Genomic DNA, 22,808 nt, shown 5'->3' on the forward strand with positions numbered 1-22,808 from the left:
TGCGACTCGGTGCTGCGGCGGCGTACCACATGTGGCCGTTCCGCAGCGTAGCCTCCGGGCAGCACCCCGCACACCTATACGCTGACCACGACACTCATAGCCTGACGTACCCTGCGCAATAGCCTCGACATTTCATCGAAGACCTCGACAATCCGATCTTGCTCCTCGCGAGGTGGAAGAGGAATCGGTGTACGCCTAATAACCCGCTGAGAAACATTCTTCATGGAACTACTGGTCCCAGTCGCTTCCCGCTCATAATGCCTTCGCGCTGCGGGGCCCAGGTTGGCAAGGTTTAGGTACCTGGGGTTGCAGCCCTTCACGGTAGAGAGGCGCAGCGTCTTGTCGCTCAGCATCAAACGAGGGGGAGTCTCTCGCACGACAACGCTACGACCGACGAGTTCGGAGGTATTCGCACGCGAAATGAGGAAATCACCGACCTGGACCTCAAGCTCGGGGCGTGATCCTTGGTCAGGTAGGAGCGCCTTGTTCTCGTGAGGCCTATATTCACCCCATGAGCAAGCACTCACCTTTAGAACACCCCACTCGTCTCCCTCCTTTGGCCTCGGCTCGGCACTCGGACTCCAACCGGCCTGAATTCGCGTAAGGACGGACCCGAACGAAACCCACGCCCACCCAGCCGGCAGCGGATAAGCTCCATCACTAAGTTCGTCATCGCCCAGGTGGAGGTTGGGAGGGTCCAGCGCCACTGACTGAGCATCCTCTAGGAGCGAGTGAGCGGACTGGTCGTTCGCATGCCTTCGCGTAAGCTGGCCGGTCACCGCGAGTTGGAGAATGGCGTCCTCCAGCTCAGCCGTGTCGGAATCTTCTCTGATCACATCCTGGAGGAAAGAAACGATCGTTCGCTCCCCGCCGCTGGCAAGGCTTCTCAAGCCTGCCCGAGTGAATGCTCTTCGCGCAGTCTCCTGCTTCCTGACGGCCGCTTCCGCCTGATCAATGAGATCGAAGATTTCATCGACTCGACGTGCGATGCGCCGCTGTTCAGCAAGTGGAGGAAGGGGCACCGGCATAGAGCGGAGACCACTGAGAGGGACGGTTTTTTGCGCGATTCCAGTCGCCACCGATGCGGCATACTGGAAAGCAAACTGTGACTGCAGAAATCGATAGAGATACTCCTGCATTTCCGAAAGCACAGGCCGAAACAGCGCAATGTGACGCTGAAAGCAAAAATCCGCACTGCCGGTAACCATAACAGGAATACCGAAGCTGCCGACGGTCGTATAGAGGATGTCCCCAGGCTTAGGTGTATGAGCCCAATCAAGGCCGCGAAAATACTCGACGGGAACTCGCCTTGTCACCTTTTCTAGGTTCAGCACTCCCGAATTGACGTCGCCGATAACCAAGAATGGCACGCCAGAAACCGTCTTCGGTGGAGGCTGATGATCCCCGTCTACAACGACACTGCAGACAGAAAGTGCATCGACCCACTTCCACGAGTCCGGAATATCGAATGGATGATCGGATACCGTCGACCGAGATCGGCGCCCCCGAGAGGGCCTGAGCTTCTGCTCAGCAACAAGGTCGGCTTTCTCTTTTTCTATCGCACTGATGAGCTGCTCGACATCGCCTTCGTCTGGATCCTGAGGAACCAAGCGGCCACTAAATGCCAGCCGCAGGACTTCACGTCGGATCATGTCGACACCCTGCGGCATCTCCACGATATCGTCCAGATGCTTAAGCATCTTTTTCAGTTCGTCAGTCACTGTTTTCCAAAGCTCGCGCCAGCGCATCCCTGAGTTCTGCAACCACTGTCTTGGTCTGCATCTGCGCATCCCGGTACATTTGTAGGCGCTCAGCCATGCTTACGTCATCCTCGCGCCGAGCTCGCGGATTCGGAACATCCAGGTTGTAACCGCGACTCTTGATCTCGTCGATCGAGACTCGCCACGCACAATCGGATTCAGCACGCTCGCTCCACCATGCCCTCTCAGACGCAAACTCGTCCGAGCGAATCGGCTTGGTTTTATTGTACGCCTTAACCCCTTCCGGCAAGGGGTGCTGGTAGTACCAGATCTCCTTAGTCGGTTCACCCTTCGTGAAAAACAGGAGATTTGTTGCAATCGACGTGTAAGGAGCGAAGACACTGTTCGGAAGGCGAACGATTGTATGCAGATTACACTCGTTCAGAAGCTGTTCCTTGATGCGCGTCTTGGCGCCCTCTCCAAACAAGGTGCCGTCGGGCAGAACAATTCCCGCCCGTCCCCCATCCTCGAGGAGTCTCATAATCAGAACAAGGAAAAGATCAGCAGTTTCCCGAGTGCGGAACTTCTGAGGGAAATTCTGCTCAATTCCCGGTTCTTCAATGCCTCCGAAAGGGGGATTCGCCACAACAACGCTAACTCTGTCGGCTGGCCCGTAATCGCGAAGAGGCCGCGATAGGGCGTTAGCTCGACGAATGCCTGTGGGTGCGTCGATCCCATGCAGAATCATGTTGGTAAGGCAAAGCAGGTGCGGCAACTGCTTTTTTTCAACGCCACGTACGGACGACTGCAGCAGAAGTTCATCATCAGCAGTCACAACCTGCTTGCGCATATGATCGATCGAGCTGGCCAAGAATCCCCCGGTTCCACACGCAGGATCAAGAACCACTTCACCCAAGCGGGGGTTCACCATCTCGACAATAAACTGTGTCAATGCCCTGGGCGTGTAGTACTCACCGGAGTTACCCGCGCTTTGCAGGTCCTTAAGAAGCTTCTCGTAAAGATCATTGAACTGGTGCCGATCAGCCCTGATCGTAAAATCGATTGAGTTGATCTTGTTGATCACCTGGCGGAGCAGTGTCCCGCTTTTCATGAAATTGTAAGAATCCTCGAACGCCTCCCGTACGATTAGGGTACGAGGATTATCCTCCACGGAAAGCTTCCTGAGGGCCGGGAATAGGTCGTTATTGACGAAGTTGTTAAGATCGTCGCCCGTGAGGCCCTCGGCATCGCCAGCCCAGGAACGCCACTGGTATTCCACCGGAATTGCTGACACATAGCCGTCAGTCAACAACTCAAGCTCTCGCTCGGTATCATCCAGGATCTTGAGGAAAATCAGCCACACCAGCTGACTGAGGCGCTGAGCATCTCCGTCCACGCCTTGATCTTGGCGCATGATGTCCTGGATGGATTTGATCAGCGTGGACGAGATCACTACGCCTCCTGGTAGAGCTTCTGCTCAAGATCGTGCACTGCCGTGAAGTAAGTTTCGCGAGTCCCAAAGAGTTGGATGATCTCCATGGGTCTGCCTATAGAGCTGAACGGCTCCACCCGCAAGATCGCAATGTCTTCGATCGAACGGACACCAGACTCGACGTACTTATCGAGCAACGCCTCCAACACCGAGCGCACCTTGGCTTGGTAGGTGCCAAGGTAGCCACAGGCGCGGACGGCCGCTGCCCGCGCCTGGCGCTGGTGCCGCGGGCCCGCATAGCATACGTCAAGTGCAGCGTCGAACGGGTCGACATCCTGTCCAGACTGCTCCGCTAGGTCCTCGAGTGGGATGCCGGCGTCAGTCAACTCGTCTAGCAGGTCCGACAGCCGTCTCGCTGCCAACCAGGCACTCCGGAAGGCCTCTACCGTCGGATAACGCTCCAATAGGTTCTTACGCACGAGGCCCTTGAGGCTCGTAGTAATCGGCTTGCCGTCCACTCCCAACATCTGGACCTGCTCACCTATGATGGTCACAGGCTGGCCACTGACCACAATTCTCTTGCGACGGGGCTTTCGCGCACTTGGCCGTTCAACCCACTGATCCGGTGCTTCCTTACCTTCGCCGCCGTCGTTGGTTTCATCGACATCATTCAGGTCTTCTACTGCGGCGTGCATGTCGCCGTTAGGGGGCAGTTCGTAGACTTTGACAGGATCTCCGTCGAAGTTTCTATCAGAGAAAAGCTTAGTGACGTTCTTGAAGTCCAAAATAACGGAGAACCACTTATCGTAATCCGTCCGCACGCGGGTACCCCGACCGATCATCTGCTTGAAGTCGGTCATACTGGCCACATTGCTATTCAGCACGATGAGCTTGCAAGTCTGTGCATCCACTCCAGTAGCAAGAAGCTTCGACGTCGTTACGATCACAGGATAGGGCGACTCTGGGTCGATGAAATTGTCAAGCTCTTGCTTACCCTGTTGTTCGTCGCCCGTGATCTGCATGACATAACGACGGTCCTTTTGGACTTCATCTGCGTTGAGGTTAGCTAGGGCTCGCCGCATTCGGTTCGCGTGCGGAATGTCCTCACAGAAGACGATTGTTTTTGCGTATCTGTCCGTGTCTTTCAAGTACTCAGTGATTCGTTCGGCAACGCGCTTGTCGCGCTCCGGAAAGACAATAGAATCGTCGATGTCTCCGCTCGTGTAATGCTTATCAGGTATCGCGGTTCCATAGTCATCCAACTGACCTTGCTCAGGGCGCCAGCCAAAGGTGTCAATATCGAGGGCGGTACGTATCACCTTGTAGGGGGCTAGAAACCCGTCTTCAATACCCTGCTTCAGTGAATAGGTGTACAAAGGGTCACCGAAGTAGCTGATGTTACTGACAGTCTTCGTTTCTTTTGGTGTTGCTGTCATGCCGATTTGGATCGCCGAGTCAAAGTATTCGAGGATGGCGCGCCAAGCGCTGTCATCTCTGGCGCTGCCGCGGTGACACTCATCAACAATCACCAAGTCGAAGAAATCGCGCGAAAACTGCTTATAGACGTTATTAATTTCTTCTGTGCCAGTGACGGCCTGGTAAAGGGAGAGATAAAGCTCAAAGCTCTTGTCGACAACTTTGACCCGAACGTCATCGGGCTTGCCGGACGCCACGACCCTCGTGATAGTTTTGTGCGATGTGCTGAGCTTCGCCATGCGCCCCTTGAACATGGAGAAGTCGTTCATCATTGTCTGGTCAATTAGGATGTTGCGGTCAGCCAGAAACAAGACACGAGCCTGAGACTTGCCAGGGTTGATCGTCTTGAACGATTCCATGAAGCGCCAAATAATCTGGGCAGCTGTGTAGGTCTTTCCTGTCCCTGTAGCCATGACCAGCAGGAGTCGGCGCTTACCTCTCGCGATGGCTTCCATCGTTCGATTGACAGCAATGCGTTGGTAGTAACGCGGGCGCCGCCCGGAACCATCGCTATAGAACTGACTGGCCACAACGCGCTCGTCAGCGTCTGTAACGCCTTTCCATTGCTTGTAGATATCGTAAAGCTCTTCGGGAGACGGAAACTGATCAAGCGGTATCTCAACCTCGACCTCTGGCCGGATACCCGTGCGATCGTGCCACACGAACGAGTCCCCGTTACTAGTGAAAACAGAGGGGACATCCAACTGTTCAGCGTACTCAATGGCTTGCTGCATGCCGTCGCCTGGCTCGTGGTTGTTGTCCTTAGCCTCAACAACCGCAAGCGGCAGATTTGGGCGCCACTCGAGGAGGTAGTCGACCTTTTTGGCCTTTTTCCGGACACCCTTTTTACCAACCACCTGGATGCGTCCGGCAGTGAAGTAGTAGTACTCCTCACGCAGTGAGGTGAGTGGCCAGCCGGCAGCACTCAGGGCGGGCGTGATGTAGCGGGTGCGGATCTCCGCTTCGGTCAGCTGTGCCTTCTCCGGATCACTCACGCGGCTGATCGTAGATCAGGACCAGCCACGGTGAGTGGACTATTTGTGGACCGGCCTCAGCCATCGTGCCGTCAGTAGGTGCCTGACCAGCAACGTTACCTGATGGTCAAGCGCCCTCCGGAGCCGTGTGCGCAGGTTCGAATCCTGCCGGGGGCACCTTGGATTAGGTGCCCAAAGACCCCGTCACCAGCGGAAACGCTGAGAGCGGGGTCTTCGCGTATGTGCAACCAGGTGCAGACCTGAGCACCCCTAGGACATGGTCTGTGAATTACTCGTAGACAGGATCGTGGAGTATCCGCCCTGGTCAGGGCCCCAGTTTCCGTCTCCGGCCTCAGCCAGCATCCGGCCAGGGCTCCGAAGACGGAGGCGGCTCCGGATCGTCCCCCCGCTCGACCCGCCGCGCGTTCTCGATCCGCAGGCTCGTCAGCCACGGCCACAGATCGGGCAGAGTCTGCGCCGGGCAAGCGAGATCGTGCGCGATACGGCACCGCTGGAATGGATCCGGCGGACACACCCCGTAGACCGTCACCCGCCCATCGGACAGCTCGATCCATCGGCGGTCCGCCGGCACGGTGTGAGCCAGCGGACGCATGTCCGGTTCCAGCAGCACCCAGTCATGCTCAAGGGTCGCCACCCAATCCCCTAACAGCCCACAGTGCGGACACCGGGACTGCCCACCATCCAACCGCCGCGGCTTCTCGTCTAAGGCCCCCATACCGTGAGGGTCGCCAGCCCGGCGCTCCCGGCGTAGAGCGCCAACCGGACGAATCCCTTGATGCAGTCGACCACCAGCGGGACGGAACACGACGCGGCAGGTGCAGAGAGCAACCAACGACCAACGGCACACGGCCGAGAGACGGCGTAAGCCCTCCGGCCCGAGCGGGCTGGAGAGCTTACGGCCTACTTGTTTGATCACTCGTACTCGCGCAACAACTCCTCTATCTTGCGGTTGGCAAGCTCCTACCGCCCGACGATGCACTCTCCGTATCGACCCACAGATCATGATGGGAGAAAGCACGAGTAATCGCGGCCCACCGCCGTTCGGGTTTTCCGGCGTACCGGGCCCTCAACCGGCAGAACAGAGACCATCGTTCGGGCAGAACATGACCCAGGTGTAGTTGTAGCCATCCCGTATGGTCACGGGATTCGGGTCGGGCGGGAAATTGATGGAAGAACCGGCGTCAGCTGTCGCGGTGAAGTGGACTGTTGTCCCCACCGTGAAACTCGCCGTGCACGGACCGGTGGTGTTCGGCGGGTTGTCTCCGCTGTACGGATCCCAGGCCGACACGTGGCAGTTGATCCCGGCGGGGCTGCTGGTGATCGTCCCACCACCCCAGCCGTCAGTAACGTATGCCCCGAGTTGAGCGGTGGGCTGAGCCTGAGCCGGAGCGACGAAGCCGATCGCGGCTGTCGTGGCGACGGCCGTAATGACTCCCGTCGCACGCCAAGCCCTGTGACTGTTGTGACTCATGGGCGGCTCCTTTGATCGAACCGATCGCCCGCAAGTAGCCTATTCTCCAACCTATTTTGCCCACAAGCTCAGCGTTTTCAATCTATGCCATATCGTCAAGGAAAATTGCAGAGATCGCGAACAAGGAGCCACCGTTTGTCAATTATTCTTCCGCTCCGCACGGTCAGCGATGTGATTCTTGGAGCAGGTTGTCGTTCTCGTCGTACAGCTCCAGCGCGTACGACGCGCCGAAGCGGGTGAGGAGGGCGGCCAGGTCGTCGAAGCGCGACGGGGCGACGACTCCGTTCATGAGTACGTCCTGTTCGTCAATGGGCTCGAGTGCGACCTCGCACCACGTGGTGCCCACCTCGTAGCCGTACCAGGACGAGGACCTGGATCTCCAGCCGAGCCGTTCGAAGCGCTCCGCCATCGGGCCCGCGTCCTGGCAGCCGTGCAGGACGCCGCATACGTTGTTGGACCGGTCCGCCCACTCCGAGGCGAGGTCGCCCCCTTCGTCAGGCACGGGTCGCCGTCACCAGCCAGCAGCTCATCTTCAGCCGCACCCCCTCCCCCGTCACGTACGCCCCGAACGCCTCCGTCGCCGCCTCCCGCGCCCGCCCCACCGCCTCCTCCGGCACGTCCCGCAGCCAGTGCCGCATAGGCCCCCACCCGAAGAGGAACTCCGACGCGTCCGACGGGTCCCTCCCCCACCCCTGTTCCGTGTCCAGAGGGGTCACCTCAATCTCCTCGAAGCCCGCCGCCGACAGGACCGCCCTCGTCCGGGCCGGGTCCGCGAAGGATGCCGGGCCCCCCGCCGACGCCGCCGTCAGGTCCGGCAGCGGCGCATGCTGCGCCACCGCCGCGAATACCCTCGCCTGGTCCTGGCGGTCGAAGGACTGGGGGCAGACGAAGGCCAGGCGGCCCCTCGGCCGCAGCGCGCCGGCGATGTTCGTGAACGCCGCCACCGGGTCCGCGAAGAACATCACCCCGAAGCGGCTCACCGCCACGTCGAAGCTCGCCGGTTCGAAAGCGTGCACCTGGGCGTCCCCCTGGACGTGGGTGACATTGGGGAGGCCTTCCGCCTCGGCTGTCACTCGCGCGCGTTCCAGCATCGGCGCCGACAGGTCGATGCCGACCGCGTGCTGTGCGCGGCGGGCCGCCAGTCGCGTCACGCTGCCGTTGCCGCAGCCGATGTCCAGGACCGTGTCCGTGGCCCTGAGGGCCGCCGCGTCCAACAGCGGGCCGTTCACGGGGTCGTTCAGGGCGTCGTAGCGGGCCTGGTGGTCGGCCCAGTGCCGGCCCTCGTAGCCGTTCCAGGCCTCGTACTGGTGCGTGTTCGCGATGGGAGTGTCCGCCATGGGGTCATCCTGCCCTGCCGGGGTCCGTTCGGGTGGGTGCATTCCCGCGTCCGCGTCCACGTCCGGTGGGGCCCGTTGGGGTGATCAACAGTTGTCGTCCTGAAGCTCCCCGCCGCCATGAGGGGGACCCCGCGAGACGTCCCGTCCTCGCGGGGGACAGCTCACGTGCTGTCCCCCGTGGGAGCTACGCAAGGGTGTCCACTCGCTGGTGACGCTTCCCGCGACGCCGATCCGTAGCGTCGGGGCCGTCGGAGCGGCGGTCGTCCCACCGTCGCCTTCCCCCCTGTCGAGGAGCAAGTCGTGCGTGTGGTCTGGCAGTTGCTGGCCGTGGTGGTGGTGTCCCTGGTCGCGGGACAGAGTGTGGCCACCGCCGAGGACAATCCGTGGGCCACGCTCGGCCTGGGGCTGGTGGCGGCGGCGCTGTCCGTGTACGTCTACGCCTGGGTGGTGGGGCGGACGGAGAAGCGTCCGGTCACGGAGGTGTCCCGGCAGGGCGCGGTCGGCGCGGTCGCCCGGGGCGTGCTGCTCGGGACGCTGGTGTTCGCGGCCGTCGTCGCGAACATCGCTTTCGTCGGGCACTACGAGGTGGACGGCTGGGGTTCGTACACCGGCGCGGTGGGGCTGGCCGGGTTCATGGCCGGCGCCTCCGTCACGGAGGAACTCCTGTTCCGCGGCGTATTGTTCAGGACCATGGAGGAGCGGTTCGGTACGTGGGGGGCGCTGATCCCGACCAGTGTGCTGTTCGGCGCGTGGCATCTGCTGAACCCGGACGCCAGCCTGTGGGGCGCCACCGTCATCGCGCTGTCGGCGGGTCCCATGCTGGGCGCCGCGTATGTCGCGACCCGCAGCCTGTGGCTGCCGATCGGCCTGCACTTCGGGTGGAACTTCGCCGCGTCCGGCATCTTCAGCACCGAGGTCTCCGGCAACGACACCCAGCAGGGCCTGCTGGACGCCTCCACCTCCGGGCCGACCCTGATCAGCGGCGGGGAGTTCGGGCCCGAGGCCAGCCTGTACACGCTGGTGTTCTGGGCGCTGGTGACCGTCGGTCTGCTGTGGCTGGCCCGTCGGCGCGGCCAGATGACGCCCCGCCGCTCGAAGCGGGCCGACGCGGCCGCGCTCGCCCGGTGACCCGTCCGCACGGGCTGCGGCAGGTCTGGGGCCGACTGCACGTCACGGCCCGGGACCTGCCGTTCGCCGTGCTGCTGTGCTTCCTGGCGTTCGTTCCGAGCCTGCGCGGCAGCGGCACCGACATCGGCGCGGTCGCGGAGCGCCCGTACGACACCGCGGCCGTCGTGGCTGTTGGGCTTCAGGCCCTGCCGCTCGCGCTGCGGCGGCAGTGGCCGGCCGTCTGCCTGGCCCTGGTGGCTGCCGGTTTCATGCTGGACCAGCTGCGCGGTTACCACACCGTCGCGAGTGCGGCGCTGCCGCTCGCGCTGCTGAGCACCGGCGCCCATCTGGAGCGGTATCGGCGCACCACCGTCGCCGTGGGCTCCCTGGCGTACGTGCTGTTCGTGGCCGAGCTGGTGCGGCGCGGGACGGACGAGCCGCCGGCCGAGCTCGCGTCGTTCTACGTGGCGATGTGTCTGCTGTGGGGCGGCGGGGCGTGGCTGCGCTCGACCAGGGTCGCCGAGGCGGAGCGGCGCGCTCAGGTGGCGGAGCAGACGCGGGCGGCCGAACGGGCGCGGATCGCGCGGGAGTTGCACGACGTGGTGACCCACCATGTGACGGCGATGGTGGTGCAGGCGGAGGCGGCACGGTATCTGACCGCCGCGCCCGAGCGGCTCGACGAGGCGCTGACCGCCGTCACCGACACGGGCCGGCGTGCCGTCGCCGACCTGCGGCACCTGCTCGACCTGCTGAACCCGGACCACGGCGAGGGCTCCCGGACCCCGCCGGTGGGCCGCCTGCTGACGCTGGTGGAGCAGACGCGCCGGGCGGGGCAGCCGGTGGAGTTCACCGAGAAGGGCGCCCCGGCGGCGTCGACCGGGAGCGCGGACCTGGTGGCGTACCGGGTGGTGCAGGAGGCCCTCACCAACGCCCTCAAGTACGCTCACGGGCGGGCCACTTCGGTTCTGGTGCAGCACAGCGGGAGGGACATCACGGTGGAGGTCGGCACGGACGGTCCCGGGACGCGGCCCGTCACCTCGCCGGGCGGCGGCGGGCGGGGGCTGGCCGGTCTCCAGGAGCGGGTGGACGTCCTCGGCGGCGAGTTCGAGGCGGGGCCGCGTGCCGGCGGGGGGTTCGCCGTACGGGCGCGGATACCCACCGGGAGCCGGCTGTGAGCGGTGCGCCGGCGCGGCCGGTACGGGTGGTGGTCTGCGACGACCAGATGCTGGTGCGCACCGGGCTGGTCACGATCATCGACGCCCAGCCCGACATGGAGGTCGTCGGCGAGTGCGCGGACGGGCGCACCGCCGTCGAACTCGCCGAAGAGAAGCGGCCGGACGTCGTGGTGATGGACGTGCGGATGCCGGTGCTGGACGGCATCGAGGCGACCCGGCTGCTGGCCGGCTCCGGGGTGCCGGACCCGGTGAAGGTGCTCGTGGTGACGACGTTCAACCTGGACGAGTACGTGTACGAGGCGCTGCGCGCGGGGGCGAGCGGGTTCCTGCTGAAGGACGCGCCGCCGGACCGGCTGCTGCACGGCATCCGGACGGTGGCCTCGGGGGCGGCGCTGCTCGACCCGGAGGTGACCCGGCAGCTCGTGGGCCGGTACGCCTCCCGGATCCGGCCGTCCGAGGACGACGGCGCCCGGGAGGTCCCGCTGACGCCGCGCGAGCTGGAGGTGCTGCGGCTCATCGCGGACGGGCTGTCCAACAGCGAGATCGCGGCGGCGCTGGTGATCAGCCAGGAGACGGTGAAGACGTTCGTGTCCCGCATCCTGTCCAAGCTGCATCTGCGGGACCGGGTGCAGGCGGTCGTCTACGCGTACCGGCGCGGGCTGGTCAGCTGAACTCTCAGCGGCTGCCCGTGAGTTCGATCTGGTCGCCGTCGCGCAGCCGGTCGTGCAGCCATTGGGCGTCCCGCGCGCTGAGGCCCACCCAGCCCGTGGTGCCCGAGAGGGCGCGCAGCACCTTGGCGTCGAAGGAGAGGGCGCCCGCGTAGACGGGTGCGCCGCCGGGGGCGCGCAGTTCCACCAGGTACGGCACCTTCACCTCGCGGACCTCGGTCCTGCTCTTCAACGGCAGCACCGCGCCGGAGATCCGGGCGACGACGGTGAGCCGGGTGCCGGGCGGGAAGCGGCCGGCGGCGCGCAGGTCGACCCGCAGCACGCGGTCGGCGAGGGTGAGGGTGCGCAGGTCCACGTCGAGCCGGCCGGAGGGGCGGGGCGCACGGGCCGAGGCGGAGGCGGTGGGGGGCCGGGCGGGGACGGGCGAGGTGGCCGGGGTGGCGCCGGGGCGGTGTCGTTTCCCGGCGGGGTGGTCGGTGTGCAGGGCGAGGGTCACCACGGTGACCGCGCAGGCGGCCGTGGCCGCGGTGCCGAGCGCGAGGCCGGCCCTGCGGCGGCGTGAGCGGCGCCGGGCGCGGTCCCGGAGCTCGGCGGCGGGCAGGGGCGGCGGTGCCTCGTGAAGCGCCGCCAACTCGCGTAGGGCACCGGTTAGTTCATCCGACACGGCCGCCCTCCTCCCAGGCCGGCTCCTCGGCCTCGTCCACCGCCAGATGCCGGGCCAGTGCCGCCCGCCCCCGGGACAGGCGGGCCTTGACGGTGCCGACCGGCGCGCCGGTCTCGGAGGCTACCTGCTCGACACTGAGGTCGCACAGATGGTGCAGCACGACCGCCATCCGCTGAGATTCCGGGAGTTGACGCAGGGCGGCGACCAGGGCGGTGCGGTCGGGGCCCGGTCCGGGCGTCGCCTCGGGCGGCGGGGAGTGCCGCACCAGTTCCAGCCAGCGCTTCGCACGGCGCCAGCGGCTGACGGCGAGGCGCATGGCGACGGTGCGCACCCAGGCCTCCGGCGCCTCGTCGGCCATCAGCCGGTGGCGCCGGTCCCAGGCGCGCACGAACGCCTCCTGCACCACGTCCTGGGCCTCGCCCAGGTCCCCGGTGAAGGCGAAGAGCTGGCCGGTCAGACGGGGGAAGGCGGCCGCGTAGAAAGCGTCGAACTCGTCCTCGTCCATGCCCTCCACCGCAGTCTCTGGTCGCCTGCGCGGCCCGCCCGCCGCCGTCCCGCGGGCCGGCCCGGCAGGTCGCGTACTTCGGAACGCGCCCCCGTGGGAAGACGCCGGAACCGGCCTCGGGGATCAGTCGGACCGCCGTGCCGGTGGGGACGGAGCCCGATGGGGCGGCCGCGCGGAACGTGACGCGCGCCTCGTTCCGCGGGGGCGGCCTCGGCCGCGCACATGGGCTTCGTGACGTTTTCCACAGTGCCACTACGTCCCGGTAACTCTGCCCATCCGTCGGCGTCTTGGCGAATGTGTTCCGTGTCACCCACCTGGTAGACCAGGACGAATCGGACACCTCGGGAAGTGGATCGTGGCCCGTTCGCGAGTCGTACAGAACACTCGGAACCGCCCGCAGTACGACAGTTCGGACCAAAGAGAGCATGCCCGGCCATGACCCACTCCCCCGAAATGCCTGAAGTACCCATACGGCCCTACGAGGTGACCGCCGCGGAGGTGGTCCCCGGCGACCTGTTCGCCCTGACCCCCGAGGACGCGGCCGAGCGCCGCTGGCACGTCGTCACGCACACGCTGCCCGTCTCCCCCGAGGTGATCCGGGTCACGTTGCGGCCGCCGCTCGGCGGGGTGGACCACGAGGAGGACCTGCGGCGCGAGCAGACGGTGACCGTCGCCGGGCGGCGGGTCGACGCGGCCGCGGTGCCGCTGGTGGAGCCGGAGTCCCTGGCGGGCGTGGAGTTCCGCGACGGCGACCGGCTGACCGTTCTGCGGGCGGTGGACCCGCTGGCCGCCGAGGTGACGTACGTACGCCGCTGGGGCGCCTGGCACCGGGACACCGCGGAGTCCGCCGACGTCCGGGCAACGACCGACGCGGAGGTGCGCCGCTGGGCCGCCGACGCCGGCCGCGAGGGCACGGTCGTACGGCACGAGCCGCGCCCTGTGCGTCAGGCGCGGGCGGCCGGGCCCCGGCGCGTGGTGGTCACCGGGCTCGGCGCGGTCACCCCGCTGGGCGTGGGCGCCGGCGAGCTGTGGGGCGGGCTGCTCGAAGGGCGGCACGGGATACGGGAGTTGACGGACCCGGAGTTCGACGGGCTGCCGGTGCGGACCGCGGGCACGGTGCCCGTGGACCCGGCCTCGCTGCTGCCCCGGCAGGCGGCGCGCCGGATGAACCGGGCCGCGCAGTTCGCGGTGCTGGCCGCGCGCGAGGCGTGGGCCGACGCCGGGTACGCCGAGGGCGGCACGCGCGAGAGCGGGCTGGACCCGGAGCGGGTCGGAGTCAGCCTCGGCGCGATCCTCGGGGACGCGTCGGTGCTGGTCGGCGGTGACCGGAAGCTGCGGGACCGCGGGCCGCGAGGTGTGTCCCCGCTCACCACCCCGATGACCGTGCCGTCGCAGGCGGCCTCACAGGTCTCCCTCGACCTGCACATCACCGGTGAGGCGCGCACCGTGACCAGCGCCTGCGCCTCCGGCACCGAGGCGATCGGGCAGGCCGTCGACCGGATCCGGTACGGGCGGGTGGACGTCGCGCTGGCCGGCGGCGCGGAGGCGGTGATCACTCCCGCGATCATGGCGTCGTTCGCGGCGATGCGGGCGCTGGCGGAGGGTGATCCGTCGGCGGGGTCGCCGTCGCGTCCCTTCGCCAAGGACCGGGACGGGTTCGTCAACGGTGAGGGCGCGGGGGTGCTGGTGCTGGAGTCCGAGGAGCACGCCCGGGCGCGGGGGGCGCGGATCTACTGCGAGGCGGCGGGATGGGGGCTGTCCGCTGACGCCCACCACGTCGCGGCCCCGGACCCGTCCGGCGACGGCATCGCGCTCGCGCTGCGGAGGGCCGTACGGGACGCGGGCGGCGAGGTGGCCGACGTCGTCCACGTGAACGCCCACGCCACCGCCACGGTGGAGGGGGACCTCGCTGAGGCGCGGGCGCTGCGGCGGGTGCTGGGCGGACAGGACGTTCCGGTGACCGCGCTGAAGGGGCACCTGGGGCATCTGCAGGGGGCCGCGGGCGGGGTCGAGGCGGTGGCCGCGGTGCTGACGCTGCACCATCGGACGGTGCCGCCGACGGTGGGGTGTGGGGAGGTGGACGACGGGATCGACCTGGACGTCGTCCGTGACGCCCCGCGTCCGCTGCCGGAGACGGGCGATCTGGTTCTCAGCAACTCGTTCGGCTTCGGTGGGCACAACGCGGTGCTGGCGTTGCGGCGGGTGGCGTAACGCGCGTTGCCCAGGCATCGGGAAGTGTTGCGCCTCGGCGCCAACGAGGTGCTGCCCGCAGTCGGCGACGACAACAGGCACCGGCGTTGGTGCGGGCCGGGGGATGTCGGCGCACCTCGGCGCCAGCGAGGTGCCGCCGCGCCCACCCGTGCCGCCCCAGGCGGCACGAATGCCCGCGGGGTGCGGAGGGCCACGCATGCCCGCGGGGCGCGGAGGGTCACGCATGCCCGCGGGGTGCGGAGGGTCACGCATGCCCGCGGGGTGCGGAGGGTGTAGCCGCGCTCGGCGGGGAGGGGACGGGGTGGGGGTGGGCGCCCGCAGCGGCTGGCGCGTCCTCGTCCTTCCCGATGTAAGCGCCCTCATCGCGCCAGACCGAGGACGACCGCCCCCACCGCGGCCCCGCACCACCACCCCACCGCAGGCGCGACGCCCGCCCCCACGACCCAGGCAGGTCAAGCCGAGCGCTTGCGGGACGCAGTCTTCTTCGCCGGGGACTTCTTCGCCGGCGTCTTCTTCGCCGTCGCCTTCTTCTCCGTCTGGCTCGTTTTCGACGTCTTCGACGTCGACTTCCTCGGCGAGGACGTCGTCTTCTTCTTCGCCGTCGACGTCGACTTCTTGCCCCCCGTGTCCTTCGGCGACGAGCGGCTCGTCTTGCGTTGCGGGAGCTGCTTGACCTCCGCGTCCTCGCCCCGGGACTCGCGGGCCGCCCGGACGCTGTTCTCCAGGGCCGCCATCAGGTCCAGGACCTTGCCGCCGCCGGCCTCCGGGGCAGGCGCCTCCGGCGGGGTCTCGCCGGAGGCCTTCGCGGCGACGACCTCCTCCACCGCCTCGCGGTACTCGTCGTGCAGGTCCTCCAGGTCGACCTCACCGAGCGTGTCCATCAGCGCGTCCGCGAGGTCCAGCTCCTTGTCCCGCACGGTGACGTCGGTGTCCGGCGCGACGCCCTCGGGGGCGCGGACCTCGTCGGGCCACAGCAGGCCGTGCATGGCGATCGCGTCGCCGACCACGCGCAGCATGCCGAGCCGCTCCCGCCCGCGCAGGGCGTACTTCGTGATCGCGACCTTCTTGCTCCGCTTCAGCGCCTCCCGCAGCAGGGTGTACGGCTTCGCCGCGGGGGCCCCGCCCGCCTGGAGGTAGTAGGCGGCGTCCATCTGGAGCGGGTCGATGCGGTCCTCGGGCACGAAGGCGACGATCTCGATCGTCTTGGCGGTCGGGATCGGCAGCCCGGCCAGATCCTCGTCGGTGATCGGGATGATCGTGCCGTCCGCGTCCTCGTAGCCCTTGCCGATCTCCTGGCTGCTGACCTCGCGGTCCTCCAGCTCGCAGAACTTCCGGTAGCGGATCCGGCCGCCGTCCTCGGTGTGGATCTGACGGAAGGAGATCGAATGGTTCTCGGTGGCGTTCACCAGCTTGATCGGGATGCTGACCAGCCCGAACGAGATCGCGCCGTTCCAGATGGACCTCACGTGCAGCACCTCTCCGGTCGTCTGCCGATCGATATCGGGGCCTTTGTCATGGTTTGCGTGAGATTCTCATCGTATGGCTCCCATCACGGAGGTGGAGGGGCGACGGCTCCCGCTCAGCAATCTGGAGAAGGTGCTGTATCCCGCCACCGGCTTCACCAAGGCGGAGGTCCTGCACTACTACGCGACCGTGGCCGACGTGCTGCTGCCGCATCTGCGGGAGCGGCCGGTGTCGTTCCTGCGCTATCCGGACGGGCCCGACGGGCAGGTGTTCTTCACCAAGAACGTGCCGCCCGGTACGCCCGACTGGGTCACCACCGCCGAGGTGCCGAGGTCGGAGGGGCCCGCACGGATGGTGCTGGTGGAGGATCTGCCGAGCCTGATGTGGGCGGCGAACCTGGTCGCGGAGTTCCACACCCACCAGTGGCGGATCACCGACCCGGAGCAGGCGGACCGCATCGTGTTCGACCTGGACCCGGGGCCGCCCGCGACGGTCGTGCACTGCTGCGAGGTGGCGCTGTGGCTACGGGAGCGGCTGGCCGCGGACGGGTTCGAGGCGTACGCGAAGACATCCGGGTCGAAGGGGCTGCATCTGCTGACGGCGGTCCACGGCTCCTCTTCCGAACAGGTGTCCGAGTATGCGAAGGCGCTGGCCGTGGAGGCGGAGAAGGCGATGCCCCGGCTGGTGCTGCACCAGATGAAGCGCAGCCTGCGGCCGGGGAAGGTCTTCGTGGACTGGAGCCAGAACGCGGCGCGCAAGACCACGGCCGCCCCCTACACCCTGAGGGCGCGCGCCGAGCCGCTCGTGTCGGCGCCGGTGACCTGGCAGGAGGTCGAGGAATGCCGGTCGCCGGGCGGGATGGCGCTGCAAGCGCCCGACATCCCCCCACGGCTGCAGGATTTCGGCGACCTGCTGGCGCCGCTGCTGGACCCGGACGAGGCGGGCACGCTGCCCTGACGGCCGCCCGACCCTCCGCGGGACCGCCACCCGGCCCCCCACGGCACCGCCACCCGACTTCCCGCGGGACCGCCACCCGGCCCCCACGGGACCGCCACCCGACCCTCCGCGGCCGTCAGCCCCGCGTCCTCACAGCCCCGCCCACGTCCTGCGGTCCCGCGCCGCCGCGTACAGCGTCTCGACGTCGGCGGGCTTCAGCACACCTCCGCCCCGGGCCAGCCCCGGCACGTCCGCGTCCGTCAGGATCCGCACCCCACGCGGCACGGCGGCGACCGTCAGACGGCGGGCGCCGGCCAGGACCAGCACCGGGCGCACCTCGGCGGTGAGGGCGTGGGCGGCCCGGTCGGCGTCGGCGCGCACCCGGCGCAGCACGGGCTCGGGCGGGCGCCGGCCGATGCGCACCTGGGGCTCCGCGACGGTCACCCGCTGCCGGTGGGCGGACCGGACATGCAGGGCGTACAGGCCGCCGGGGCCGATCAGCAGGTGGTGGATGCGGTGGCCGCCGGGGAGCGGCAGGGAGTGCAGGGCGTGCCAGCCGGCGCCGTCCATGGCGTCGAGGGCGTCGCCCACCGTCCGCTGCGCGTCCAGTTCCGCGCGGCGCGGGTCCGGGCGCAGGCGGCGGGCCGGTCCGGGGGCGCGGTCCAGGTCGGCGAGCAGGGCCTCGCCGGGACGGTTCGGGGCGAGGTCGTCGTCGGGGTGGAGGGAGAGCCGCGCGAGGTCGGCGGGGGTGGGGACGGGGGGCGGGCCGACGGCGACCGGGCCGGTGAGATACGGGCCCAGGGCGGCGAGCACCTCCTCCTCGTGCTCGGCGTCGAGCAGGTGCACACGGGCCGCCTCACGGTCGTACCAGGCGATGTTCCTGCCGTCCGGGAGGCGTACGTGGAGCCAGTCCCTGCCGTGCCGGCGGGCCGGCACGACGCGCGGTCCGTCCATGCGCCATCACCCCGCCTCCCATGGGAACAGGCGGGGTGATGCGGAGGCAAGAAGCCGGATACCGTGGACAGGAGTTGGGCGATGAGGAGTGGGAGGCGCCGTTGCGTACCCGCGAGAGTCAACCCGACGTACCGGCTCCGGACAGCCCCTGGGACGAGATCGAGCCGGGCCTGTGGATGGGCGGGCACGAGGTCGCGCGGCCCTCGGGCCGGGTGGAGCCGGTGGTGGTGCACCGGCAGTTCGACCTGGTGCAGACGCTGCTGCGGCTGCCGGGGCACGGACCCGATCCCGGGGTCGAGCACCAGGTGTGGCCCGTCCCGGACGGCCCGCTCGACGGCACCCAGCTCGCGGGCGTGATCCGGCTGGCCGAGGCGGCGTGCGACGCCCTGGACGCGGGCCGTACGGTCCTGGTCCGCTGCTTCCACGGCTACAACCGCTCGGGCCTGGTGGTCGCGCACACGCTGATCCGCAGGGGCCGTTCGGCCGAGGAGGCGATCCGGCTGATCCGGTCCCGCCGTTCCTCCTGGGCGCTGCACAACGGCCTGTTCGTCGACTACCTGCGGGCGGGGCTCGCCACGGCGCGGATGCTGGAGGAACTGACGGAGTGACGGGGGGCCGCCTGCCGCGCCGAGGCGTGTGACCCGGTAGGCGGAGCGTCCTCTCCGATGGCGCAGCAGGGCGGGCGGGCGCCGAAGGGCGCTCCTAATGTGGCGACAAGTCACCTTCGACCTGTTGTCTCCCCCCATGGAGGTACTGCCATGTCCCTACGGCGCCCGCGTCCCCCGCTGACCCGCCGCCTGCCCATAGCTCTCGCCGCCGGCGCCCTGGCGGTCGCGACCGCCGTCGCCCCCGCCCTCGCCGCCGACGACCCGGGCCAGGGCCATCAGAACAACCAGAGCGGCCAGAACAACCAGAGTAACCAGAGCGGCCACAGCAACGGCGACAACACCGGCTCCTACCAGCAGGCCGGCGGCAACGCCCAGCAAGGCGGAGGCGACCAGGGCGGCAACGGCGGCGACTGGGGTAACCAGTCCGGCAACCAGAGCGGCGGGAACCAGAGCGGCGGCGGCAACCAGGCCGGCGGGAACCACGGCGACCAGGGCCAGTACCGCGGCGTGGTGACGGCCCAGAAGCTGGCCCTGCGCAGCGCCCCGCAGCGCGGCTCGCAGGTCATCCGGTACGCCCACAAGGGCGACGTCGTCTCGATCTTCTGCAAGGTGCCGGGCGACAAGGTGGACGGCAACCCGCTCTGGTACCTGCTCACCGACGGCACCTGGGCCTGGGGCCCGGCCCGGTACATCGACACCATCGGTCCCGCGCCACGCTGGTGCTGATGAGCGCACCACTCGAAGCGTCACACGTGGGTAAGTTCCGGACATGAGCAAGGCCGGTATCACCCTGGCGACGGCGGACCCGCCCGCGCCCACCGTCCGTCTCACCGGGCGCCGCGGCGTGGAACTCGCCCTCATCGTCCTGGCCGTCGGATTGTCGGTGTACGGCTACTGCGCCGTCGGCCTCGCCAGGAACGGCACCGTCCCGCCCGGCGCCGCCGGTTACGGCGCCGGGCTCGGTGTGCTCGCCGTGCTCGCCCATCTGGCGGTGCGCTGGCGGGCCCCGCTGGCCGACCCGCTGCCGCTGCCGATCGGGGTGCTGCTCAACGGGGTGGGCCTGGTGCTGATCTACCGGCTGGACCTGGAGACGCCCGGCGACCGGGCCGCGCCCGCCCAGCTGGTCTGGTCGACGCTGGGGGTGGCGCTGTTCATCGCGGTGATCCTGGTGCTGCGCGACCACCGGGTGCTCCAGCGCTACACCTACCTGTGCGTGACCGTGGCGCTGGTGCTGCTGACCGTGCCGATCCTCTTCCCGGCGGTGAACGGCGCCCGCATCTGGATCCGGGTGGCGGGCTTCTCCATCCAGCCGGGCGAGTTCGCGAAGGTGCTGCTGGCGGTGTTCTTCGCCGCATACCTGGCCGCGAACCGCGGCGCGCTGACGTACGCGGGCCGCCGCGTCTGGGGGATGCAGCTGCCCACCGGGCGGGTGCTCGGCCCGATCGTGGCCGTGTGGCTGGTCAGCGTGGGCGTGCTGGTCCTGGAGCGGGACCTCGGCACCTCGCTGCTGTTCTTCGGCCTGTTCGTGGTCCTGCTGTACGTCGCCACCGGCCGCACCGGCTGGATCGCGCTGGGGCTGCTGCTGGCGTCGCTGGGGGCGGTGGCGGTGGGGCGGCTGGAGCCGCACGTGCACCACCGGATCGAGACCTGGCTGCACCCGTTCGCCTCCATCGAGGCCGGTGAGGGCCCCAACCAGATCGCCCAGTCGCTGTTCGCCTTCGCCGAGGGCGGCATCCTGGGCTCGGGACTGGGGCTCGGGCACTCGGTGCTGATCGGCTTCGCCGTGAAGTCCGACTTCATCCTGGCGACGGCCGGCGAGGAACTGGGCCTGGCCGGGCTGTCCGCGATCATCCTGCTGTACGGGCTGCTGGTGGAGCGCGGCTACCGGGCCGGGCTGGCGCTGCGCGACCCGTTCGGGCGGCTGCTCGCCGTGGGGCTCGCCTCGCTGGTGGCGCTCCAGGTGTTCGTGATCGCGGGCGGGGTGACCGGGCTGATCCCGCTGACCGGGATGGCCATGCCGTTCCTGGCGCAGGGCGGTTCCTCGGTGGTGACCAACTGGGCGATCGTGGCGCTGCTGGTCCGGCTCAGCGACAGCGCGCGGCGGCAGGCCGCCCCCGGTGCGCTCCGGTGACCCGGCACATCCGGCACGCGGCGCTGTTCTGCGCGCTGCTGCTGGTCGCGCTGCTGGTCAACGCGGCCCGGGTGCAGGTGCTGCACGCGGAGGACTACGAGGCGAATCCGGCCAACCGCCGAGCCTCGATCGTGCGGTACCAGCAGCCGCGCGGCGACATCTGGGTCGACGGCCGCCCGGTCACCGGGTCCCGGGACACCGGGGAGCACCTGCGGTACGAACGGACCTACAGCGACGGGCCGTTGTACGCGCCGGTGACGGGCTTCGCCTCGCAGGAGTACGGCACGACGCTGCTGGAGGCCACGGAGGACGCGGTGCTGTCGGGTGCCGCCCCGGTTCTGCAGCCGCTGCCGCTGTGGAACGAGTTCACCCGCTCCAGCAGCGCGGGCGGAGACGTGCTGACCACGATCGATCCGCGGGCGCAGCGAGCCGCGTACGAGGGCCTGCGGGGACGGAAGGGCGCGGTGGCGGCGGTGGAGCCGTCGACCGGGCGGATCCTGGCGCTGGTGTCGGTGCCGAGTTACGACCCGGAGCCGCTGTCGGGGAACGGCAGGACGGCGCGGGAGGCGTGGGCGCGGCTGAACGCCGACCCGGACAGGCCGATGCTGAACCGGGCGGTGCAGCGCACCTATCCCCCGGGGTCGACGTTCAAGGTGGTCACCGCGGCGGCCGCGCTGGACGCGGGCGTGGTGAAGGGCGTCGACGAGCCGACCCGCTCCCCCGACCCGTATCTGCTGCCGGGCACGACGACCCGGCTGGTCAACGGGACGGACAAGTGCCGCAACGCCACGCTGCGGGACGCGTTCGTGCGGTCCTGCAACACGGTGTTCGCCCAGCTCGGGGTCGGCACGGGGGTGTCGAGGCTGCGGCGGACGGCGGAGAGCTTCGGCTTCAACGACGCGGACCTGCGCATCCCGTTCCCGGTGGCGCCCAGCACCTTCGACACCACGGTGGACGCGGCGCAGCTGGCGCTGTCGTCGATCGGGCAGTACAACACGCGGGCCACGCCGCTGCAGATGGCGATGGTCGCGGCGGCCGTGGCGAGCGGCGGGCAGGTGCGCGAGCCGTACCTGGTGGAGCGGACCACGCGGGCGAGCGGCGGCACGGTGTCGGCGGCGGGGTCGGGCGCGGTGCGGCGGGCCATGCTCCCGGCGACGGCGAGCCAGCTGCGGGAGCTGATGCGCGGGGTGGTGGAGGACGGCACCGGCGGCAAGGCGGCGATCGAGGGTGCCGTGGTCGGCGGGAAGACCGGCACCGCCCAGCACGGGCTGGGCAACTCGGGGATGCCCTACGCCTGGTTCATCTCCTGGGCGCAGCGCGAGGACGAGATGGAGCCGAAGGTGGCGGTGGCCGTGGTGGTGGAGGACGGCGAGGGCAACCGGCGGGAGATCAGCGGCGGTGGCACGGCCGCCCCGGTGGCGCGGGCGGTGATGGAGGCGGTGCTGCGGCCCGGGTGAGAGCACGGGCCGAACTCCCGTACCGTCGTGCCCAGGACTTCGTCGACAACCTCGACCCGGTCAACGCCGACGCGGACGCCGCCGACGGTTTCGTGTGGCGGCTATAGAGCGACGACGGCGACGCCACGGCCATTTCCGTCTTCGACGACCCGTGGCTGATCGTCAACATGTCGGTGTGGCGGGACACGGACGCGCTGACGGCGTTCATGTACCAGGGGCGGCACCGGGAGATGCTCAGCCGGCGGCGGGTGCGGGTCCGCCCACGCCTTCAGGGCAGTGGGGGAGGTTCGAGCGGGTCGCGGAGGCCATGACCACGCTGTGGTGGGTGCCCGCGGGCCACCGTCCCTCGGTGGCGGAGGCCGAGTGCTGGCTGCTGCACCTGCGCGGCCACGGCCCGACCCCGTACGCCTTCGCGCTGCGCACCTCCTTCCCGCCCGCCGTGACCGCGCGGACGCGGGGAGCGGACCGGCCGGCGACAAGTCCTGCGCAAGGGATTGACGGGCTTGCTGACAGGCAG

20 protein-coding genes and 1 pseudogene are annotated in these 22,808 nt (G+C 68.4%); 10 read left to right on the forward strand and 11 right to left on the reverse strand.

Annotated elements, in window-relative coordinates; all coding sequences use genetic code 11:
- Positions 1-74 precede the first annotated feature (74 nt).
- The 7 genes from ELQ39_RS09575 to ELQ39_RS09605 all read right to left on the reverse strand — a co-directional run bounded on the left by ELQ39_RS09575 (position 75) and on the right by ELQ39_RS09605 (position 8,411).
- On the reverse strand, positions 75-1,721 hold the full coding sequence (locus tag ELQ39_RS09575; RefSeq protein ID WP_242591647.1) for a restriction endonuclease subunit S: 1,647 nt from the start codon (positions 1,719-1,721) through the stop codon (positions 75-77).
- Entirely contained in the window at positions 1,714-3,153 is a 1,440-nt protein-coding gene (locus ELQ39_RS09580) for a class I SAM-dependent DNA methyltransferase (protein ID WP_242591648.1), read from the reverse strand. Before ELQ39_RS09580 ends, ELQ39_RS09575 begins: the two co-directional genes overlap by 8 nt.
- The gene (hsdR, locus tag ELQ39_RS09585; protein WP_242591649.1) at positions 3,153-5,603 is read right to left on the reverse strand and encodes an EcoAI/FtnUII family type I restriction enzme subunit R; all 2,451 of its coding nucleotides are present in this window, start codon (positions 5,601-5,603) and stop codon (positions 3,153-3,155) included. The genes ELQ39_RS09580 and hsdR overlap by 1 nt, the downstream gene beginning before the upstream one ends.
- A 331-nt stretch (positions 5,604-5,934) precedes the next feature.
- Positions 5,935-6,606: a DUF6083 domain-containing protein gene (locus ELQ39_RS32535; protein WP_337663038.1), complete on the reverse strand. Its 672-nt coding sequence runs from the start codon at positions 6,604-6,606 to the stop codon at positions 5,935-5,937.
- 63 nt (positions 6,607-6,669) lie between these two features.
- On the reverse strand, positions 6,670-7,074 hold the full coding sequence (locus tag ELQ39_RS09595) for a hypothetical protein (protein ID WP_242591650.1): 405 nt from the start codon (positions 7,072-7,074) through the stop codon (positions 6,670-6,672).
- A 163-nt stretch (positions 7,075-7,237) separates the two neighbouring features.
- A complete protein-coding gene (locus tag ELQ39_RS09600) occupies positions 7,238-7,576 on the reverse strand; it encodes a hypothetical protein (protein ID WP_242591651.1) in 339 nt (112 codons plus the stop codon).
- Positions 7,569-8,411 carry a class I SAM-dependent methyltransferase gene (locus tag ELQ39_RS09605; RefSeq protein ID WP_242591652.1) on the reverse strand — a complete coding sequence of 281 codons (843 nt, stop codon included), beginning with the start codon at positions 8,409-8,411 and terminating at the stop codon, positions 7,569-7,571. The genes ELQ39_RS09600 and ELQ39_RS09605 overlap by 8 nt, the downstream gene beginning before the upstream one ends.
- A gap of 300 nt (positions 8,412-8,711) precedes the next feature.
- Here ELQ39_RS09605 and ELQ39_RS09610 point away from each other — a divergent pair, with 300 nt between their 5' ends.
- Genes ELQ39_RS09610 through ELQ39_RS09620 form a run of 3 tightly spaced genes read left to right on the forward strand, consistent with a single transcriptional unit; the run spans position 8,712 to position 11,364 of the window.
- Positions 8,712-9,539 carry a CPBP family intramembrane glutamic endopeptidase gene (locus ELQ39_RS09610; RefSeq protein WP_242591653.1) on the forward strand — a complete coding sequence of 276 codons (828 nt, stop codon included), beginning with the start codon at positions 8,712-8,714 and terminating at the stop codon, positions 9,537-9,539.
- Positions 9,536-10,693 (forward strand): sensor histidine kinase, encoded by a 1,158-nt coding sequence (locus ELQ39_RS09615; protein WP_242591654.1) that lies wholly within the window; start codon positions 9,536-9,538, stop codon positions 10,691-10,693. Before ELQ39_RS09610 ends, ELQ39_RS09615 begins: the two co-directional genes overlap by 4 nt.
- Positions 10,690-11,364: a response regulator transcription factor gene (locus ELQ39_RS09620; RefSeq protein WP_337662998.1), complete on the forward strand. Its 675-nt coding sequence runs from the start codon at positions 10,690-10,692 to the stop codon at positions 11,362-11,364. The genes ELQ39_RS09615 and ELQ39_RS09620 overlap by 4 nt, the downstream gene beginning before the upstream one ends.
- 4 nt (positions 11,365-11,368) lie before the next feature.
- Here the strand turns inward: ELQ39_RS09620 and ELQ39_RS09625 are convergent, their stop codons facing one another.
- Together ELQ39_RS09625 and ELQ39_RS09630 are read right to left on the reverse strand one after the other, a co-directional pair.
- Positions 11,369-12,025, reverse strand: coding sequence for a hypothetical protein (locus tag ELQ39_RS09625; RefSeq protein ID WP_242591655.1), 657 nt, complete (start codon positions 12,023-12,025; stop codon positions 11,369-11,371).
- Positions 12,015-12,530, reverse strand: coding sequence for a SigE family RNA polymerase sigma factor (locus tag ELQ39_RS09630; RefSeq protein WP_190002591.1), 516 nt, complete (start codon positions 12,528-12,530; stop codon positions 12,015-12,017). The genes ELQ39_RS09625 and ELQ39_RS09630 overlap by 11 nt, the downstream gene beginning before the upstream one ends.
- A gap of 453 nt (positions 12,531-12,983) precedes the next feature.
- On the opposite strand from ELQ39_RS09630, the gene ELQ39_RS09635 reads away from it, so the two are divergent.
- The gene (locus tag ELQ39_RS09635; protein WP_242591656.1) at positions 12,984-14,741 is read left to right on the forward strand and encodes a beta-ketoacyl-[acyl-carrier-protein] synthase family protein; all 1,758 of its coding nucleotides are present in this window, start codon (positions 12,984-12,986) and stop codon (positions 14,739-14,741) included.
- A 452-nt stretch (positions 14,742-15,193) separates the two neighbouring features.
- Here ELQ39_RS09635 and ku read toward each other — a convergent pair whose 3' ends face one another.
- A complete protein-coding gene (gene ku, locus ELQ39_RS09640; RefSeq protein WP_443334333.1) occupies positions 15,194-16,207 on the reverse strand; it encodes a non-homologous end joining protein Ku in 1,014 nt (337 codons plus the stop codon).
- Positions 16,208-16,280: 73 nt separating this feature from the next.
- On the opposite strand from ku, the gene ligD reads away from it, so the two are divergent.
- On the forward strand, positions 16,281-17,162 hold the full coding sequence (gene ligD / locus ELQ39_RS09645; protein WP_242591657.1) for a non-homologous end-joining DNA ligase: 882 nt from the start codon (positions 16,281-16,283) through the stop codon (positions 17,160-17,162).
- 129 nt (positions 17,163-17,291) lie between these two features.
- Here the strand turns inward: ligD and ELQ39_RS09650 are convergent, their stop codons facing one another.
- On the reverse strand, positions 17,292-18,095 hold the full coding sequence (locus ELQ39_RS09650; protein WP_242591658.1) for an NERD domain-containing protein: 804 nt from the start codon (positions 18,093-18,095) through the stop codon (positions 17,292-17,294).
- Between the two features lie 101 nt (positions 18,096-18,196).
- Between ELQ39_RS09650 and ELQ39_RS09655 the strand changes: the two genes are divergently transcribed.
- The 5 genes and pseudogenes from ELQ39_RS09655 to ELQ39_RS09675 all read left to right on the forward strand — a co-directional run.
- The gene (locus ELQ39_RS09655) at positions 18,197-18,703 is read left to right on the forward strand and encodes a protein-tyrosine phosphatase family protein (RefSeq protein ID WP_225626395.1); all 507 of its coding nucleotides are present in this window, start codon (positions 18,197-18,199) and stop codon (positions 18,701-18,703) included.
- Positions 18,704-18,853: 150 nt separating this feature from the next.
- A complete protein-coding gene (locus tag ELQ39_RS09660; RefSeq protein WP_242591659.1) occupies positions 18,854-19,429 on the forward strand; it encodes an SH3 domain-containing protein in 576 nt (191 codons plus the stop codon).
- A 43-nt stretch (positions 19,430-19,472) separates the two neighbouring features.
- Positions 19,473-20,834, forward strand: coding sequence for an FtsW/RodA/SpoVE family cell cycle protein (locus ELQ39_RS09665; RefSeq protein ID WP_242591660.1), 1,362 nt, complete (start codon positions 19,473-19,475; stop codon positions 20,832-20,834).
- Entirely contained in the window at positions 20,831-22,291 is a 1,461-nt protein-coding gene (locus tag ELQ39_RS09670; RefSeq protein ID WP_242591661.1) for a penicillin-binding transpeptidase domain-containing protein, read from the forward strand. Before ELQ39_RS09665 ends, ELQ39_RS09670 begins: the two co-directional genes overlap by 4 nt.
- Positions 22,288-22,727 (forward strand): annotated as a pseudogene (locus ELQ39_RS09675) (DUF3291 domain-containing protein); the annotation flags it as partial. The gene ELQ39_RS09670 and the pseudogene ELQ39_RS09675, both read left to right, overlap by 4 nt.
- Positions 22,728-22,808 lie beyond the last annotated feature (81 nt).

The sequence above is a fragment of the Streptomyces sp. GB4-14 genome (genome assembly GCF_022696125.1).
Taxonomy (GTDB): domain Bacteria; phylum Actinomycetota; class Actinomycetes; order Streptomycetales; family Streptomycetaceae; genus Streptomyces; species Streptomyces werraensis.

Excerpts from the sequence above, each read along its gene's own strand:
- ELQ39_RS09605 (WP_242591652.1), bottom strand. The coding sequence starts at position 8,411 with ATGGCGGACACTCCCATCGCGAACACGCACCAGTACGAGGCCTGGAAC.
- ELQ39_RS09665 (WP_242591660.1), top strand. The coding sequence starts at position 19,473 with ATGAGCAAGGCCGGTATCACCCTGGCGACGGCGGACCCGCCCGCGCCC.
- ligD (WP_242591657.1), top strand. The coding sequence starts at position 16,281 with ATGGCTCCCATCACGGAGGTGGAGGGGCGACGGCTCCCGCTCAGCAAT.
- ELQ39_RS09630 (WP_190002591.1), bottom strand. The coding sequence starts at position 12,530 with ATGGACGAGGACGAGTTCGACGCTTTCTACGCGGCCGCCTTCCCCCGT.
- ELQ39_RS09595 (WP_242591650.1), bottom strand. The coding sequence starts at position 7,074 with ATGAGTCACAACAGTCACAGGGCTTGGCGTGCGACGGGAGTCATTACG.
- ELQ39_RS32535 (WP_337663038.1), bottom strand. The coding sequence starts at position 6,606 with ATGATCTGTGGGTCGATACGGAGAGTGCATCGTCGGGCGGTAGGAGCT.
- ELQ39_RS09650 (WP_242591658.1), bottom strand. The coding sequence starts at position 18,095 with ATGGACGGACCGCGCGTCGTGCCGGCCCGCCGGCACGGCAGGGACTGG.
- ELQ39_RS09635 (WP_242591656.1), top strand. The coding sequence starts at position 12,984 with ATGCCTGAAGTACCCATACGGCCCTACGAGGTGACCGCCGCGGAGGTG.
- ELQ39_RS09660 (WP_242591659.1), top strand. The coding sequence starts at position 18,854 with ATGTCCCTACGGCGCCCGCGTCCCCCGCTGACCCGCCGCCTGCCCATA.